At 45.8% G+C, this 16,965-nt stretch carries 12 protein-coding genes; 5 read left to right on the forward strand and 7 right to left on the reverse strand.

Translation table 11 applies throughout. From position 1 onward, the window contains the following. Window positions 1-230: 230 nt before the first annotated feature. Together QUB68_RS26240 and QUB68_RS26245 are read right to left on the reverse strand one after the other, a co-directional pair. On the reverse strand, window positions 231-947 hold the full coding sequence (locus tag QUB68_RS26240) for a biliverdin-producing heme oxygenase (RefSeq protein WP_332997856.1): 717 nt from the start codon (window positions 945-947) through the stop codon (window positions 231-233). Window positions 948-1,300: 353 nt separating this feature from the next. Continuing rightward, on the reverse strand, window positions 1,301-4,894 hold the full coding sequence (locus QUB68_RS26245) for a DNA gyrase subunit B (protein WP_332997857.1): 3,594 nt from the start codon (window positions 4,892-4,894) through the stop codon (window positions 1,301-1,303). A 269-nt stretch (window positions 4,895-5,163) separates the two neighbouring features. On the opposite strand from QUB68_RS26245, the gene miaA reads away from it, so the two are divergent. After that, on the forward strand, window positions 5,164-6,060 hold the full coding sequence (gene miaA, locus QUB68_RS26250) for a tRNA (adenosine(37)-N6)-dimethylallyltransferase MiaA (protein ID WP_332997858.1): 897 nt from the start codon (window positions 5,164-5,166) through the stop codon (window positions 6,058-6,060). A 110-nt stretch (window positions 6,061-6,170) separates the two neighbouring features. Beyond that, window positions 6,171-7,334, forward strand: a complete 1,164-nt coding sequence (locus QUB68_RS26255; RefSeq protein ID WP_332997859.1) for a glycosyltransferase family 4 protein — start codon at window positions 6,171-6,173, stop codon at window positions 7,332-7,334. 256 nt (window positions 7,335-7,590) lie between these two features. Here the strand turns inward: QUB68_RS26255 and msrP are convergent, their stop codons facing one another. Further along, a complete protein-coding gene (msrP, locus tag QUB68_RS26260; protein ID WP_332997860.1) occupies window positions 7,591-8,574 on the reverse strand; it encodes a protein-methionine-sulfoxide reductase catalytic subunit MsrP in 984 nt (327 codons plus the stop codon). Between the two features lie 243 nt (window positions 8,575-8,817). After that, window positions 8,818-8,949: a hypothetical protein gene (locus QUB68_RS26265; RefSeq protein WP_332997861.1), complete on the reverse strand. Its 132-nt coding sequence runs from the start codon at window positions 8,947-8,949 to the stop codon at window positions 8,818-8,820. Between the two features lie 61 nt (window positions 8,950-9,010). Here QUB68_RS26265 and QUB68_RS26270 point away from each other — a divergent pair, with 61 nt between their 5' ends. From QUB68_RS26270 to QUB68_RS26280, 3 genes are all read left to right on the forward strand, one after another. Then, the gene (locus QUB68_RS26270) at window positions 9,011-11,047 is read left to right on the forward strand and encodes a serine/threonine-protein kinase (protein WP_332997862.1); all 2,037 of its coding nucleotides are present in this window, start codon (window positions 9,011-9,013) and stop codon (window positions 11,045-11,047) included. A gap of 117 nt (window positions 11,048-11,164) precedes the next feature. After that, on the forward strand, window positions 11,165-11,725 hold the full coding sequence (locus QUB68_RS26275; RefSeq protein ID WP_332997949.1) for a tetratricopeptide repeat protein: 561 nt from the start codon (window positions 11,165-11,167) through the stop codon (window positions 11,723-11,725). Window positions 11,726-11,918: 193 nt separating this feature from the next. After that, window positions 11,919-12,212 (forward strand): DUF3288 family protein, encoded by a 294-nt coding sequence (locus tag QUB68_RS26280; protein ID WP_332997863.1) that lies wholly within the window; start codon window positions 11,919-11,921, stop codon window positions 12,210-12,212. Between the two features lie 33 nt (window positions 12,213-12,245). Here QUB68_RS26280 and QUB68_RS26285 read toward each other — a convergent pair whose 3' ends face one another. From QUB68_RS26285 to QUB68_RS26295, 3 genes are all read right to left on the reverse strand, one after another. Next, window positions 12,246-13,574 carry a hypothetical protein gene (locus QUB68_RS26285; RefSeq protein ID WP_332997864.1) on the reverse strand — a complete coding sequence of 443 codons (1,329 nt, stop codon included), beginning with the start codon at window positions 13,572-13,574 and terminating at the stop codon, window positions 12,246-12,248. Between the two features lie 137 nt (window positions 13,575-13,711). Then, entirely contained in the window at window positions 13,712-14,422 is a 711-nt protein-coding gene (locus QUB68_RS26290; RefSeq protein WP_332997865.1) for a hypothetical protein, read from the reverse strand. Window positions 14,423-14,474: 52 nt separating this feature from the next. Beyond that, on the reverse strand, window positions 14,475-16,925 hold the full coding sequence (locus QUB68_RS26295; protein WP_332997866.1) for a serine protease: 2,451 nt from the start codon (window positions 16,923-16,925) through the stop codon (window positions 14,475-14,477). Window positions 16,926-16,965 lie beyond the last annotated feature (40 nt).

Here is a 16,965-nt window from a genome sequence, read left to right on the forward strand (position 1 = left end):
GTGTCCCTACAATGTTATTTTGGGTAGGGACACGGCACTGCCGTCTCCTCATTTTGGCTAATAATTCCGATGCAACCGGAAACGATATAATTGGTAATTGGTAATAGAGATGTCGATCGCCCGCCATGCAAAATCCCGGAGCTTTGGTGACTGTAAAAGCAGCCATCAAACCCCCAGGATTTAAAGTTTTCCTCTTAAACGAGGCTCAAATTATTGCCAATGAGTATTGACTAATCAGCAGTAGCCAATTCGGTACTGGCGGCGCCGCGCTTCCGCGTCAGGGTATTGAACAGCATCTGACCGACAGCTTTAATCAAATTGCCTTCTAACTCCATAAACATCTTCATGTTCATGCCAAAAGCTGCATTAGCTTCGTCAACAATTCGTTCTGCTGTGGCTTCGTCGATCGGCAATTCATTCATTGCTCCACGGTAGTTAGTCTTAAATTCTTTTTCATCAGGAATATCGGCGAATTCATAGAAAGCAGTACCTTCTCCCTCGGTCAAATTCATTCCCCGTTGGGCAATTCCCTTCAGGATTTGTCCACCGGACAAATCGCCGAGATAGCGAGTGTAAGAATGAGCAACTAATAGTTCTGGTTCGGTAGCCGAGATCTCGTGAATCCGTTTGATGTAGGCTTTAGCTGCGGCGGACGGAGCTATTTGTTCGCGCCAATTCGCACCGTAGTAGTAGAACAAATCTTGCTCTAAGCTTTGTTTCCGATTTAACTGAGAAAAGTAAATTTTTGAAACAACCGGATGCTGCTTTTGGCGTTCCATTTCCTCTTCCATTGCCGAGTAGACAAAGTAGAGGTTTGCCACTAACTTCCGGTAAGAATTTTTTTCTACAACGCCTTTTAAAAAGCACTTGACAAAACCGACGTTTTCTGCCATCGAGTGGGATTTTTTGGTTCCCTCACGCAATTTGGTCGCTAAATTGATGCTCATAGTATATTGTCCAACCTTCTATTTTTGTGGTAGCTGATGGATGCGCCAAAAATCTAAAAATTACCTAAGCACTTACCTTAGATCGATTTGATGAGAGATTGTATTAATTTTTATAACAAAAGTTGCAGTAGTCAGTTGGCAGTAGCCAGTTGGCAGTAGTCAGTTGGCAGTAGCCAGTTGGCAGTAGTCAGTTGGCAGTAGCCAGTTGGCAGTAGCCAGTTGGCAGTAGCCAGTTGGCAGTAGCCAGTTGGCAGTAGCCAGTTGGCAGTAGCCACTAACTAATGACTAATGACTAATGACTACTGACTCATCCTCGCCAACTATCAACTGCCAACTGTCAACTGTCAACTAACTTAGATGTCCAAGTCAAGCATATTGAGTTTGGGGCCGAAGGTTTCGATGAACTCGCGGCGGGGGGCGACTCGATCGCCCATTAAGATAGTAAAGATGCGATCGGCTTCAGCAGCGTCGTCAATTTCCACCCGTTTCAGCGTCCGAGTTTCCGGGTTCATCGTCGTATCCCACAACTGTGTCGGCATCATTTCGCCCAAACCTTTAAACCGCTGGATGGTATAGTTGGCATTCGCCGGAAATTCATTACGGATCAGATTGTTCCTTTCGCGTTCGCTGTAACAGTAGTAATGATTGCGTCCCCGTTCCACTTTATAGAGAGGAGGACACGCAATGTAGATATAACCTTGATCTACAAGTGCGCGCTGGTAGCGGTAGAAGAAAGTCAGCAACAGCGTGCGGATGTGGGCACCATCTACGTCAGCGTCAGTGTTGTGCGCGCACAAACCGCCAGTACCGCAGACAAAGTTTTCATCATCTTCGACTGAGAAGTCATAAACATAGTCGCCTACTAAGTCAATCTCAGATGCCGAAATCACTTTCAAACCCATTAAATCATCGCTAATTGGCACGTAGTCTGATGATTTGCGATCGGGGCGCGCCAGATGAGCTTCCACGCGATCGGCATTGGCGTGTCGCTGCCAAATTTGGCGACACATATCAAGTTGATCTTTGCTGCAAATCGCGATCGAATAATAAGGATGTCGCGTTTGAATTTCCGCATCTACAGCAGTAGACGGTTCGTGACGAGTTGGACTGGCAATAATTCCTAACTGTCCCAACAAATAAAGCAACCCATCCTTAAGTTTGGCAGAATTAGTTGTCAACGACAAGTGACTGCCGCCCGTTGTACCGTCGCCAAGGAAATAGCCTTCCAGAAAAGCCATTTGCAGTTCTTCACACAAGCTGAACACCATATCTGGCAGTTGCTTCAAATGTGCTTGCTTGCCCAAACCCCAAGCTCGGATTAATCGCGCCGCTGCCACACTGTGGAAGTAAAGCTTAATTCCGTCACTATCTGGATCGTTATATTGACGAGGTGTTTCGTTAAATACCGACTCAATGGCAGCAATCATTTCAGGAATAAACCGCTGATCTTTCTTGCCCAGGTTAAGGCTAACTTGATGTTGGCTGAGAGTTCCCTCAGCTACATACCAGCCCAGAAACCACATCAATTCTCGACTGACAGGTAGGTAGCGCGCAAAGGCTTTTTCGCCGTGTGCTTGGGGCACAATTTGCACATCTTCGCCGAGTTGTGCTATTTCGCCTGCTGTGAAGTAATCGAAGGGTTTGTAACAGCTAACTTCGCGCCAGTGAGCATTTTTGCTCGTATCATCTTGGGCGAGGCGATCGTCAATTTTCGAGGGTACTGTTTGGTATACAACGTTGTCGTTGCTGCCAATTGCCTCAAGATAGCTCAAGAAGTGAGATAAAATTGGGCGGCTGATACCACGTTCCCACTGACTAATTGTGATGGGCTGTTTCACTCCAACTGAAGCTGCAACTTGCTTTTGAGAAATGCCTGTTGCTTGGCGTTGGGCGATTAATTTTTGCCACGCTTCATCGTCTACTTCTACTCGCGGTTCACTCCATTGATCGGGCTGAGAAACTTTTGCCAAGACACGCTGACTTGCAACTTGCCTCACGTCCTCACCTTTGAGATAAAGTGCTTTGGTCAACTCAGCACTATAAAAAGTTTGCAGCAAATCTATCTGTGTTGGAGCAACTGCTGGGCGCGGTAAACGCCGACTTGCAACTAGGAGATCCCCAGGCTTAACTTCGTTGCCTTTTTTGAGAATAACTTCGTTATTTTCAAAGACGAAAACGCTGTGAGATGATGTCACTTTGATCGATCGATTGTAGCGAGTCGTTAGTTTATACATCGCTTCCTCGTGTCCGTGACGAATCACAGCTTTTAGAGGGCGAAAACGAGTAGCATGAGTAGTTTGATCGAAGGACATCACCTGATATTGGTCAGCAGCGCGGCGGCCTTCTACGCAGTCATCAATGAACCCACCAATTGTGACGAATTCTGTTCGTCCTGTATTGTCCATCACCAACGTTGGTTCATCGCCGGCTACGCTCATAATTACGATATGGTGATACCGCAATTGCGACGGATCAAATTCTTCGCCTTTGATACCCAAACCCAGCGCTGTAATTAATGATTGAATTTCATTATTCTTGTAAATTTTGGCATCGTCGGTTTTCTCAATGTTGAGAATTTTACCGCGCAAAGGCAAGATTGCTTGGAATTGCCGATCGCGCCCTTGTTTGGCAGATCCGCCTGCGGAATCGCCTTCCACCAGGTATATCTCAGACAGGGCGGGGTCTCTGGAGCTACAGTCCGCTAATTTTCCGGGCAAAGGAGACGATTCTAAAACAGATTTCCGGCGGACTAAATCGCGGGCACGACGGGCGGCTTCAGCGGCTTTAAATGCCTGAATTGCTTTTTCCAAAATAGCGTCTGCTACTTGGGGGCGAAACTCCAAATATTCGGTCAATACTTCGCCTACCAAGGAATCAACTATTCCCCGGACTTCGGTATTTCCCAACTTAGTTTTAGTTTGGCCTTCAAATTCTGGATCGGGAACTTTGACCGAAATCACGGCTGTCAAACCTTCGCGGACGTTTTCGCCGGCGAGGTTGGGCTCGTTTTCTTTGATTTTGTTGCGCTTGCGGGCGATCGAATTCATCGTCCGCGTCAAAACTGCCTTCAAACCTTCTAAGTGCGTCCCACCGTCTATAGTCCGAATGTTGTTCGCAAAACCGAGAACATTATCGCTAAAAGCATCAACGCACCACTGCAAAGCCACTTCTATTTGCACATTATTGCGTTCGCCTTGCACATAAATCACTTCTTCGTGCAGAGGCTGTTTTTCGCGGTTCATGTAGGCGATGTATTCCTTGATTCCGCCCTCATAACAGTAAGTTTCGATCCGAGGTTCGTCACTTTTTAGTAGTTCCAAACGGTGGTCACTGAAAGTAATTCTCACGCCCGCATTCAAGTAACCCAATTCTCGCAACCGCGCAGCAAGTATCGTATAATCAAATTCAATGCCCGTGCTAAATATCTGAGTATCTGGCAAGAAAGAAACTGAAGTGCCGCTGCGATCGCCTTTGCTGGGTTTGGCGTTAAGTTCGGTGACAGGATTGCCTCTTTCATAGCGCTGTAAATGTTCTTTTTGGTCGCGCCAAACTGTCACTTCTACCCATTCCGACAGCGCGTTAACAACAGAAATACCTACACCGTGCAATCCTCCAGAAACCTTGTAGCCACCACCGCCAAATTTACCGCCGGCGTGGAGCACAGTCATTACTGTTTCTACTCCCGATTTACCAGTTTTGGCAACGATGCCCGTGGGAATGCCGCGTCCGTCGTCTGTCACGGTAACGGAACCGTCAGCCTTGATGTCAACCTCGATGTGGGTGCAGTGGCCAGCCAGCGCCTCATCGATCGAGTTGTCAACAACCTCGTAAACTAAATGGTGGAGTCCTCGCGGGCCTGTGGTACCGATGTACATCCCCGGTCGTTTGCGGACTGCTTCGAGACCTTCGAGAACCTGAATTTGATCGGCGCTGTAGCTGCTGGTCATACAAAAATAGCTCCAATAATGAGGCCTAAAGCCCCAAAAGCTTCTAAAATGGGAAAACTCCTAGAATTATAGCACAAAACCGTTAAAGGCGATGCTAGGGCTTTCTAAAGGCAAATTTATCGGGGGGACGGAGGCGAATAGTTGTGAGATTACTTCGCGATTTCCGAGGCGTAGCGCGGTGAATGAGTGGAGGGAGAGAGGGGAAAGCGGAGAGGAAAAGAGTCGGGGAGAGGATTTGAGGGTTGTTATAGGGAAATGTGCGACAGCTTATGTTTAGTTTAATTACAATTTGTGGAGCGACGGCGACGGGCAAGTCGGGAGTGGCTTTGGCTTTGGCTTCGCGACTGCAATCTGCGATTTTGAGTGCGGACTCCCGTCAAGTGTACCGCGAATTTGACATCGGAACCGCAAAACCCACGGCGGTCGATCGCACTTCTGTACCGCATCACTTGATTGATATCTGCGATCCGACCGAAACTCTAACACTCGCAGAATACCAGCAGCAAGCTCAAAAAATAATTTCTGATGTCGATTCCCCGCTGTTGTTGGTGGGAGGGACTGGTTTGTACCTCAAATCTATTGTCAAGGGTTTGAAAATTCCGATGGTGGGGCCGATTCCTGAATTGCGATCGCAACTTGCGGATCTCGGACAATCTCAATGTTATGCGATGTTGCAGCAGGTCGATCCATTGTCTACTCAAAAAATTCACCTCAACGATTCCTTCAGAACCTTAAGGGCACTGGAAGTATTTTATGTGACTGGGCGCTCAATTTCCGAACAGCAGGGCGAAAATCCTCCCGATTATCCTATTTTACAAATTGGGTTGGACTGTGATATTGATGTTTTGGGCGATCGGATCAAACAACGCACCGAACAAATGTTAGAACGCGGTTGGTTAGCTGAAGTCGAATATTTGTGTAAAAAATACGGCTGCGACTTACCGCTTTTGAACACCCTCGGCTATCAGGAAATGAAACAATATTTAGCAGGCGACATTAAGCTGGAAGAAGCTAAAGAATTAACAATTTTGCACACAAGACAATTTGCGAAGAGACAGCGGACTTGGTTTCGTGCTTATCCTGAAATTGAATGGTTTGATGTTAGCGCGCCAGATTTGTTGGAACGAGTTTGGCAGAGAGTGCAGGAATTTGTGGTTAATAACTAACCGTAGGGTGCGTCAGCGGGCTGAATGTTTGGACTACTTACTCAAGATTTTTTACCCGCTGACGCACCCTACAATAACTAAGTACGGAAGAATTGAACTGTGGGATTTATTTGACAAAAGGTCAATTTTACATATATAATTTTGTTATCAAAAGTTTTGGAAACTCAAATAATATGAACTGGGGCAATAATTCAATCGTAATTTATACCAATTTTCCACTTCATGTAGAAGATTGGTCTCCTCTATCTGTGAATAAAGGTATTGGTGGCAGCGAAGAAGCGATAATTTACTTAAGTCAAGAATTAGTGAAGCTAGGCTACCAGGTTAATGTTTTTAATCGATGCGGCGATTTGGAAGGGGAATATAATGGTGTAGTTTATCAGTCAGTTGATAAATTTAATCCCCAAGATAACTTTAATGTCTTAATCTTTCATCGCGTTTGGACACAACCTATGCTAATGAAAGCTAAAGCCAGAAAAACTGCTGTGTGGATGCACGACAACCCGCAATTATTTGCTCCAGTAGCAGAGTCTCAGCGTTTAGAATTTCTGGCAAGTTTTGACAAAATTTTTATGTTGTCAAATTTTCATAAATCTCTTCTGCCAGACTGGATTCCTGAAAACAAGATATTTTTAACAACCAATGGGATTAATCTCGAAGATTTCCATTTAACAGGAATTGCAAGAAATCCCAAGAGACTAATTTCGATTAGTGATTATACAAGAGGTATTGAAAATTTACTTACTCAATGGGATGCGGTTCTCAAAGAAGTGCCAGATGTTGAATTACATATTTTTTATGGTTGGCAAGGAGTTGATGCTTTAATTAATTCACCCTATATTGAAAGGTTTCCACAATTACCAGATAAAAAGAAACAACTTTTACAACTTTTCGAGCAGAAAAATGTCTATGAACATGGCAGAATTGGACACAAGGAGTTAGTTGAAGAATTATTCCAATCTGGAATCTGGGTTTATCCTTGTCATACTGCTGTGGAGATTTTTTGTATTAGTGCTTGGAAAGCTCAAGCTGCTGGTTGTGTTCCTGTGGTAACAACTTATGCAGGTTTAGATGAAACTGTGAAATCAGGTATCAGAATTCAAGGTCCTGCTGGCGATGAAGAAACTAATAATGCTTTTATTGAAGCAGTGATAGACTTGCTAAAAAATCCTGAGAAACAAGAATCTTTAAGACAGGAAGCATTAGCTCTTAAAGATTCATTTGGCTGGGATAAAGTCGCTCAACAATGGCATCAGGAATTTATATCTGTTTAAATGTAGATTCAGCAATTTTTATTGTAATCGCTCGACTGCTAATTTTATGTAAAATTTACAAATAAATTACAGATATTCAGGTAGGGACACGGCACTGCCATGTCCTGTATTTGCTCTAGCTGAAGCGAACCTGAAAGATTTTTTTTTAACCGCAGAGAACGCAGACGGCGCAGAGAAAGAGAAAGAGAGAAACTGATTTTTGTAGGGGCGGTGCATGGTGCGTGTCCGCCCTCAATCGACCTGCTATTTGCTGTAATTAACTGTACAAACTCGCCACATATTCGCCGTAGCCGTTATAGGGCAAAGTCGGGCGAGTTTCCCACGACCAACTGTTACCGGGGCCGACTACTCGTTCGCTGGCTTGTGACCATCTTGGGTGTGGTTTGTCGGGTTCGACATTGGCCTCAAAGGCGTATTCGTTGGGGCCGATTGTATTCCAAAAAGTGACGGGCTGTTTTTCGACAAATTCAATTTTGACGATCGACTTTGCGCCCTTAAAACCGTATTTCCAAGGAATTACTTGCCGCAGGGGCGCACCATTTTGTTTTGGTAGCCGCCGCCCGTACAAACCTGTGGCAAAAAAAGCTAAATCGTTGGCCATTTCTTCGATTCGCATACCTTCGGTGTATGGCCAAGGATAGAATTGGGACATCAAACCTGGGCCGGGAGTTATTTTTGAGTCGTAAAATGAGGTGAAGCGAACGAATTTAGCGTTTGATTTTGGTTCGACATCAGCCATCAGTAATTTCATGGGAAATCCGACCCAAGGAACTACCATCGCCCACGCTTCTACGCAGCGAAATCGATAAATTCGTTCTTCGATGGGAAATTTTTTATTGAGGTCGTCAATATCGTAGGTGCGGGGATTTTTTACTAAACCTGCTACTTCTACTTTCCAGTTTTCGGTTGGCAAAGCTTGAGCGGCTTGCCAAATCGATTTTGTGCCGCCATATTCGTAAAAGTTGTTATATTTTGTAGCTAGGGCTTCGTCGGTAATTGCCCGATCGACCTTTGCGAAGTTTGGATTCCGGGTTAAGCCCGAATATGCTTCGGTTGAGCTTCTATCTAAAGCAGTTTTTGAGTTCGTAGTGGTTTTGCAGCCTGTCAGCGACAGCACCGAAGCACTCACGCCAGCGCCAATTAAATTTGTCATGAAACGGCGGCGGTTGACAAAAGCTGTTTCTGATGTAATTTGTGGGTTGAGAATTTCCCAAGATTTAGGAACGCGAATTAGTGGCATAAGTAATAGTTAAAAGTTATTAGTTAGTTTGGCGACAACTGCCCAAATTTTAATGTTTCCATCGATTGGAGAGTTGACATTGACTGTAGAGAAGTGATCGGAGCGACTTTTGGGCAATGCCTCGCGATTGCGAAAGCGAAAGCTGCGATCGCAATTAATTACTGTATTCGCAATGACAGTATAACCTAATTGCGTCACCGCCACTGGCCTACAGCAATCTCAAAGTTCGGTTCGATCGCCCTATTAAACCTCGATCGCAGGAAATTCAGCAATAATTAACGTGCGATCGGCCGCAGAAATTGTGGCTAAAATCTGGGAAACAATTATCATAAAGCAAAGATTCAAATTATTTAATTTGTCCACAGGAAGCGGCACGCACCGCCCCGCTTTCCTCCCCCACCCACGAGTCGGACGGGGGTCTCTAGCGGAAAGACAAATGAGTTACTGCACAAATCCCCATTGCCAGAAACCCGAAAATCTCGATCGCGCGACAGTCTGCAACAATTGCGAGTCCAACTTGCTGCTCAAAGGGCGCTACCGAGTCTTTCACACCCTCGGTCAAAGTCTCGCTTGCCGCACCTTCTTAGCAGTCGATGAAGACCAACCTTCAGCGCCCCGCTGTGTCATTCAACAGTTCTGCGCCACAGCAGTCACCGACGGTAGCACACAGCTAAATCGGACATTTCGCGGCTCCACCTCAGTCTTAGACGAATTGGGGAAACATCCGCAAATACCCAAACTGCTGGCATCTTTTGAAGTCGAAGGCTGCCAGTATTTAGTCCAAGAATACATCACCGGTCTCAATTTAGCCGATCGGCTTTCCGAAAAAGGTGTTCTTAAAGAAATTCACATTTGGTATCTGCTGAGCGAATTATTGCCTGTCTTGCAACTGGTTCACGACAGTCAACTAATTCACCAAGATATCAAACCGTCCAACATTATTCACCGCAAAACTCCCCAAACTTCCGCAGCTTTGGCCCAGAAAGAGCATCTGCATTCTTGGGACGAGGAATCGGGACTCGTTTTAGTCGATTTCGGTGCGGCAATTCCTGCCAACAGGGGGCCGCACAAAACAGAAACGGTAACGGGTTCTGCCGAATACGCGGCCCCGGAACAAATTAAAGGTCAAGCGATTAAGAGCAGTGACATCTACAGTTTGGGCGTCACTTGCATTCACTTGTTAACGGGAATGTCGCCCTTTGATTTGTTTGACATCAAAGCCGACAGTTGGGCCTGGCGGCATTATTTGAAAGTACCAGTTTCAACGAGACTCGGCCGCATCCTGGATAAAATGGTGCAGCGAGAACCATCAAAACGCTATCGATCGATCGAGGCAATTCTCACAGACATGAAATACGGACCGACCCCGATAGACGTAATCGCCACCAAACCTACGTGGACTTTAGCGATGTGGGGAGGAGCGGCGGTTGCTCTATTGTCGATAGTGGTGGGTTCTCGGTTGCCATCTCCACCATCGCCAGCTTTCACTTCTGTTGAGCCTATTTCGAGCATTCCCAAAATTAGGTTCAATCCGCCCCCCATGCAGGATTTCAACCGTCAGGTATCGCTGGAAAACCCCGCAGTGCGCACTCTGGCGGAGCAAGACCAAAACCCGGTGTGGGCCGTAGCAGTCACTCCCAACGGCCGCGTCGTCAGCGGGAATAACGACGGGACAATTCACCTGCTGCACCAGCGTGACGGTAAGATTCTCAAAGTTTTAACAGGACATTTAGGGCCAGTGTGGTCGGTGGCCGTCAGTCCCGACGGCAGGACGATCGCCAGCGGCAGCGCTGACGGTACGATTAAACTGTGGAATTTCTATTCTGGCCAGTTAATTCGGACGTTGGGCGGACACACAGACGGCGTGTTCTCGGTAGTGTTCAGTCCCGACGGTCAAGCCCTCGCCAGTGTCGGCAAAGATAATACTTTGAAACTGTGGCAAGTCGAAGGCGGCGCCGAGTTGCAAACCTTCAAAGGGATGCCGGACGAAGTGCACTCGGTGGCTTTCAGTGCCTATAAAGACACTTTGTTTACTGGCAACGGCGACGGTACGATCAAAATGTGGAATTGGAAGACTGGGGCATTCCAAGCCACTCTCACAGGTCATGTCGATGCTGTTTCGGCGCTGACCGTCAGCCCGGACGGTACAATTTTAGGCAGCGGCGGCTGGGACAATACGGTGAGGATTTGGGATATCAGGACGGAACACGGGCCACAGCCCTCGGGTGAGGTGACTTTTACGGGTCATAGCGATCGAATTCAGTCTCTAGCTTTCAGTCCCGATGGGGCGACGCTAGCCAGCGCCGATTTGAGCGGAACTATCAAGCTGTGGGCGATGGATGGTGGCGAACCGGGTACGCTCAAAGGTCATTCGACTTGGGTGGAATTGGCTTTTAATCCTCAAGACAAAACTCTGATCAGTGGCAGTTTTGACGACACGATTAAGGTGTGGCGTTTGTCTCCTTCTCCTTGATTTTTGCGATTGTGCTTTGAACAATCCCCAACCAGAATCTTTGAATTTGGTTGGGGATTGTTGAAAATTCGGCGATTGAAATCGCTTCTATACGAACAAAACCCACTCAAGAGCGGGTTGAAGATCAGAAAATTTATGACCGTAAATTCCGAGTTAACAGAGCAGTATTTGTCAGATGGCGAGAACTTTCAGCAATCAAGAAAATTCGATGAGGCGATCGCCCAATACCAAAAAATACTAGCACTCGAACCGGATGCGGCGATCGCACACAGCAAGATAGCCGAAGTTTATTATACGCAACAAAAATATGTACAGGCGATCGCCTGCTGCTACCAAACACTGCGCCAGCAACCCAATTTCGCCCCCGCCTACAAAACCCTCGGGAATATCCTGCAAGCCCAAGGGAAGACAGACGCAGCGGTGCGTGCGTACTCAAAGGCGATCGAATTCGACCCGAAATTAGTCGCAGCCTATGTTAACTTAGGCAGTATGTTTTACAAACAAGGCTTGCTAGATGAAGCCATAACTTACTACCAAAAAGCCATTAATATGCAGCCAGACTTAGCCGCCGCTTACTGGAACTTAGGCAAAGTATTAGAACAGCAAGGGCGAATTAATGAAGGTTTAATTTATCAAGAAAAAGCTTTAAAATTAAAACCAGAATTAGCAAATATCTAGTTATTGTAGCGCAATGCGCACCGGCTAATCTTGTAGGGTGCGCAATCCGCGAAAAAGTCAACTGGTGCCGGCGCGGTGAGCGTCTAAGTCAACTGGTGCGCAGTGCACTACAAGATATTTAGTTAGCTATAATAAAAGTTATAAAATAAGATTATTTCAACAAAATTAAAGCATATTTACCAGGAAAAAGACTATGGATTTAGAACCAAAAAATCAAGACCAGCAGCATCCGCAATACAAGCGCGATCGAGCCACCATCGATACTGTATTAGCCGGAGAACCAACCGATCGCAATTTATCAGAATTAGCAAGATTAATCATTCGCTACCGAGGATTTCCCGGCGCTAGAGATATCCAAGCAGACTTAAAAAAAGCTCTGCAACAATGGAATCATACCGAAGAAACTCTTTACGAACAAACCCGCAAAATTCACTCTACAGGTGAAGTTTACAGGCTTCAAAAAAGTGACCAAGAAGATTGGGCATAATAATACCAAATTTCATGTGATCGTTTCTTCAAATCACGGATTTCTACTTGTTGATTTAGAAATATCATCAATGATAAAATACAACAAGTAACTAAAGGAAGCAGCACAGAAAGAAATCAGCGCAATAATGGCATCGCCAGATAAAACCCCATCTAGCCAACTCGCTTGAATTCTGGAAACAGGAAACTCTTGATCTAACCCGATCTGAATCAGTTTCGATTTACCAGAAATGCGGACTTCTAACCCTTTTTGGGGAACAATATTAAGATAGCGGATCAGTTTAATTCCCGGTTCCTCGACCATGAGAAATTGATTTGGCTTGATTTCCCTTTCCTGCTCTGCCATCTTGACTTTACCCTCAAGAATTGTAGAAATAGGTAAGTTATCGTCCTGATTTGCTCCTGTCCTATCTAAACGCTGAAATTGTACATCTTTTACCTCTATTTTACCTCGAAACCATTGCTTAGATTCATTATTTTTGGGTGCAGGTGGTTGCAGATAAATAGTCACAGGATCGGCAAGGTTTAATCTGAATTCCTGATTGTTGGGTGTCAGAATAAATTCTAACTGCCTTTGTTTTTCTGAATCAATTGGCAATTTTACATTTTTCAATTGATATCCTTCTAAGCTAATTTTCAGGGGTTGATTTCCCAAAGAAAGCTGTAATATATTAGTATTAGTTGGTTTTTCTAATGTTGTGTTCGATTTCAGCGAAAAAGCAAGCTGATTGCGATAGGTATCGTAACTCAGCTTATTAACTTGTGTGTCAGGTTGCAGCCGCAGTTCAGTGAATTCTAATTCGCTAGATTGTTTCAGGTCTGCCGTAGCAATTGACCACTTACTTGTGCTATCTATTGGCTCTATTTCTAAGATGGTGAGTTGATTTAATGCGGGCGTAGATTGGCTTTGAATTTTTCCAGTAAAAGTGAGAGTTTGTTTGCCTTCAATTTCTAAACTTTTGATGCCACGAACGGTATCTAAAAACAGTTTTGGCTCTTTGCCAGCATATGTAAAGCTCATCTCTTCTACGGTGAGATTGCCTTCAAAAATGTGGGTACTCGGTACAAAAGCGACAAGCGTTAGACCGCCAAAGATTAGCAAGAGGCCTAAAACAAAAGTGAGTAATCTTTTTGTCCACAGATAGCTGGAGAGGGATTTTAAAGCTTTAATCACCCAATTTAATCCCGTTTTTATCCCCGAAATCACCAGTCGTCCTGTAGCTATCACCCAATTTAACCCCGTTTTTATCCTAGAAATCACCAGTCGTGCTATAGCAATCAGCTTTTGCCAATCAATTTTATCTATCTTTATCGCGCGGAGAAAAGCACCAATCTGCTGCTTAATTTTTTGCCTGCGTGCCATGTTTTAATCCTGGGTGATTTTAAGCCTGGGAAAGCTGCCAAATCTGACCGTTGTTATTATAAAAAATAGTTTGTAGTAAGTTTTTGAGCAGTTCAAAGGCTTCAGTCATTACTACAAACTGAATCCTTAACAAGCATTTATTTCAGCCATTTAGGATTGTGTTCAAAGACAATTTTTCGATTAATTTTCTCTGTCTGCTTCCCTCGTGGCTCAATTTCCGCCTCAATTTGCAATTCATAGCGACCTGCGGGGGCGTTGCTGCCATCCCAGGTAAAAATCATTTCATTAGTTTGGGCTATATTGCGGGGGTTGCTGTACACTTCTTTGCCGTTTCGCAAAATTCTAAAGACAGGGAATTTTACCCGACTGGGGCTATAGAAAACAAATTCGTACTGTCCAGAACTTTGCCCTAAAATCACGGGGACGTACACCACTTGTGAACCGAAATTCACTGATGCTAAGGCCCGCAGGCTATTGCTAGGAACCTCCTCTCGCTTGAGAACGTAGCTATCCCATAATAAGGTATAGAATCCTCTGTTTTCAGTAAGCGAAGGGTTATCTAATTGATAGTTTTTGTCTAAAGATTGCACTTTCACTTGTGGCTTTCCGCCGCCGTTGATGCCGGGAATTTTCATTGAGACTTCTGCTTGATAGCTGGGGATTTTGCGGGTGGCGATGGAAATTAAGCGCAAACTATTGCCGCTGACGGGTTGCCGCTGGATGCCTTCGCAGCGGTTGCCTCGGCGGATGTAGTCGGTGGAACGGAGATTGCCTTCGGGACAGGCGAGGGCGGGCATTTGGCTGAGGGTGAGGGCAATGACGCTGGCAAATAAAAGTTTGGGGTTCATAATTTCCTTTGTTGACTGGGTAATGCAGTTATCTTAGGCGGCGTTAGCAACTTTATTTAATTCCCAATTCTCGTAATTTTTCCATAATTACGGGCATGGAATAGGCAAAACCAAGGTTGCCTTTAATTTCTACCACAATGCCTAAAACCTGATTTTCTGAATTAATGACGGGGCCGCCGGAGTTACCCGCTTGAATGGCTGCCCCGGATATTTGCAATTGTTGGCTGTTGTAGCTGCTGATTGTACCCGGTTGTATAGACCAATCAATGCCCCCTAATGGATGGCCAATAGCCCGGACAGCCATCTCGCGCTGAATGGGGTTTGAGGAGGTGGGCAAGGGTTTGATATCGTCGGGAAGGGGGCCAGTGACTTCTAAGACGGCGATATCGAGTTTGTCATCAGCAGGAGTCATGCCTAGAACTCTGGCATTTCGCCGCATCCTGAGTTTGCCAGAGGGGGGTTCGCTGAAAAATTCGACTTGAATGTTTTGACCTTGTTTTCCTGTGGTTTTGTCAAAAATAACGTGGCGGTTGGTGATAATTAAGGTGCGGTTGCCGTCTCGCTGGATGACTAAACCTGTGCCATTCTCAGGTCCCAGTTTCTCGCCACTGGAAAACTCGGCTATGATAAGCACGACTGGGCGCAAAATGGGGAAGGATGGCTCGTTTTTGGGCAAGTATTGGCTATCGTCCATGACTTCTGCTTGGGGATTCCGCCGTATGGTCAACAGCCGTTCTGCTTCTTTGAGGTTGTTACTGGCAGAGATAAAACTGGGGTCAATTTGGAGCGATTTTTTATATTCTTCAATGGCTGCTTCTAACTTGCCTTGCTGCTGTAGTGTGTAGCCTAGTCCATCGTGTGCGTAAGTATGGGTACTGAAAGGTTTTGCCGTCCTTGTATCTGGCAAACTCAGAGCTTGCCTATAGTTGGCGATCGCTTCTTCTAGTTTCCCCTGCTCTACAAGCGTACTGCCCAGATTGTTGTAAGCTCCAGCATATTTGGGGTCAAGTTGGATTCCTTGGCGGTAGGCTGCGATCGCTTCCTCTACTTTTCCCTGGTTTCTGAGGGCATTGCCCAGTTCGAGGTAAGCAAGGGCAAATTTGGGGTCAAGTTGGATGGCTTGGCGTTGGGCAGCGATCGCTTCCTCCAGTTTCCCCTGCTGATACAGTGTATGACCCATATTGTAGTAAGCAGAGGCATATTTGGGGTCAATTTGGATGGCTTGGCGATAGGCGGCGATCTCTTCGTCCAGTTTCCCCTGGTTATACAGCGCATTGCCCAGACCGATGTAAGCTAAGGCAGATTTGGGATTAAGTTGGATAGCTTGGCGGTAGGCGGCGATCGCTTCATCCTGTTTCCCCTTGTCTCTGAGCGCATCGCCCAGACCGATGTAAACATAGGCTAAATTGGGGTCAATTTGGATGGCTTGGCGGTAGGCGGCGATCGCTTTCTCTAGTTTTCCTTCGTCACTATTGTAGTAAGAAGTATTAGATTTTGGGTCAACTTGGATGCCTTGGCGGTAGGCTTCTTCTAGTCTCCCATAGTTATATAGCGTATAGCCTAGATTGTAGTAAGGGATGGCATTTTTGGGGTCAAGTTGGATGGCTTGGCGGTAGGCTGCGAGCGCTTCCTCCACTTTCCCCTGATTTCTGATCGCATCGCCCAGATTGTTGTAAGCTATGGCTAATTTGGGGTCAAGTTCGATGGCTTGGCGAAAAGCCGCGATCGCTTCTTCTACTTTCCCCTGGTTATACAGCGCATTGCCCAGATTGTTGTAAGCTATGGCTAATTTAGGGTCAAGTTGGATGGCTTGGCGATAGGCTGCGATCTCTTCTTCTAGTTTCCCCTGGTTAGACAGCGCAACGCCCAGACCGTTGTAAGCATTGGCATTTTTGGGGTCAAGTTGGATGGCTTGGCGGTAGGCGGCGATCGCATCTTCTAGTTTCCCCTGGTTATACAGCGCCAGGCCCAGATGGTTGTAAGCTATGGCTAATTTGGGGTCAAGTTGAAGCGAGCGTTTATATTCTTCAATGGCTGCTTCTAAATTGCCTTGCTGCTGTAGTGTGTAGCCTAGTCCATAGTGTGCGTAAGCATGGACACTAAAAGGTTGTGTAGTCCTACTATCTGGCAAACTGAGAGCTTTGCGGTAGGCGGTGATCGCTTCTTCTAGTTTCCCCTGCTCACTCAGCGTACCGCCCAGATTGTTATAGGCTAAGGCATTTTTGGGGTCAAGTTGGATGGCTTGGCGGTAGGCTGCGATCGCTTCTTCCAGTTTTCCCTGTTGTATCAGGGCATCCCCCAGATTGTTGTAAGCTACGGAATTATTCGGGTAAAGTTGAATTACTCTACGCCATATCGATTCAGCTTGAGTGTAGTTACCAGCACTTTGAGCCGCATTACCCTGTTGAAATAGCTCCTCAATTGTTTGAGCCACAGCCAACTGAGGTATCCCAGCCAGAGACAGAGTTAACACCAGAGCGAGTAACCGAAGGGGCGATTTCACAGAGTACAACCTCAATCTCAAATTTTAGGTAAAACCAATT

It is taken from the genome of Microcoleus sp. A006_D1 (genome assembly GCF_036702805.1).
GTDB lineage: Bacteria > Cyanobacteriota > Cyanobacteriia > Cyanobacteriales > Microcoleaceae > Microcoleus.

Coding starts and splice junctions, on each gene's coding strand:
- msrP (WP_332997860.1), bottom strand. CDS start 8,574: ATGCCACTAATTCGCGTTCCTAAATCTTGGGAAATTCTCAACCCACAA.
- QUB68_RS26280 (WP_332997863.1), top strand. CDS start 11,919: ATGGATTTAGAACCAAAAAATCAAGACCAGCAGCATCCGCAATACAAG.
- miaA (WP_332997858.1), top strand. CDS start 5,164: ATGTTTAGTTTAATTACAATTTGTGGAGCGACGGCGACGGGCAAGTCG.
- QUB68_RS26270 (WP_332997862.1), top strand. CDS start 9,011: ATGAGTTACTGCACAAATCCCCATTGCCAGAAACCCGAAAATCTCGAT.
- QUB68_RS26285 (WP_332997864.1), bottom strand. CDS start 13,574: ATGGCACGCAGGCAAAAAATTAAGCAGCAGATTGGTGCTTTTCTCCGC.
- QUB68_RS26245 (WP_332997857.1), bottom strand. CDS start 4,894: ATGACCAGCAGCTACAGCGCCGATCAAATTCAGGTTCTCGAAGGTCTC.
- QUB68_RS26290 (WP_332997865.1), bottom strand. CDS start 14,422: ATGAACCCCAAACTTTTATTTGCCAGCGTCATTGCCCTCACCCTCAGC.
- QUB68_RS26240 (WP_332997856.1), bottom strand. CDS start 947: ATGAGCATCAATTTAGCGACCAAATTGCGTGAGGGAACCAAAAAATCC.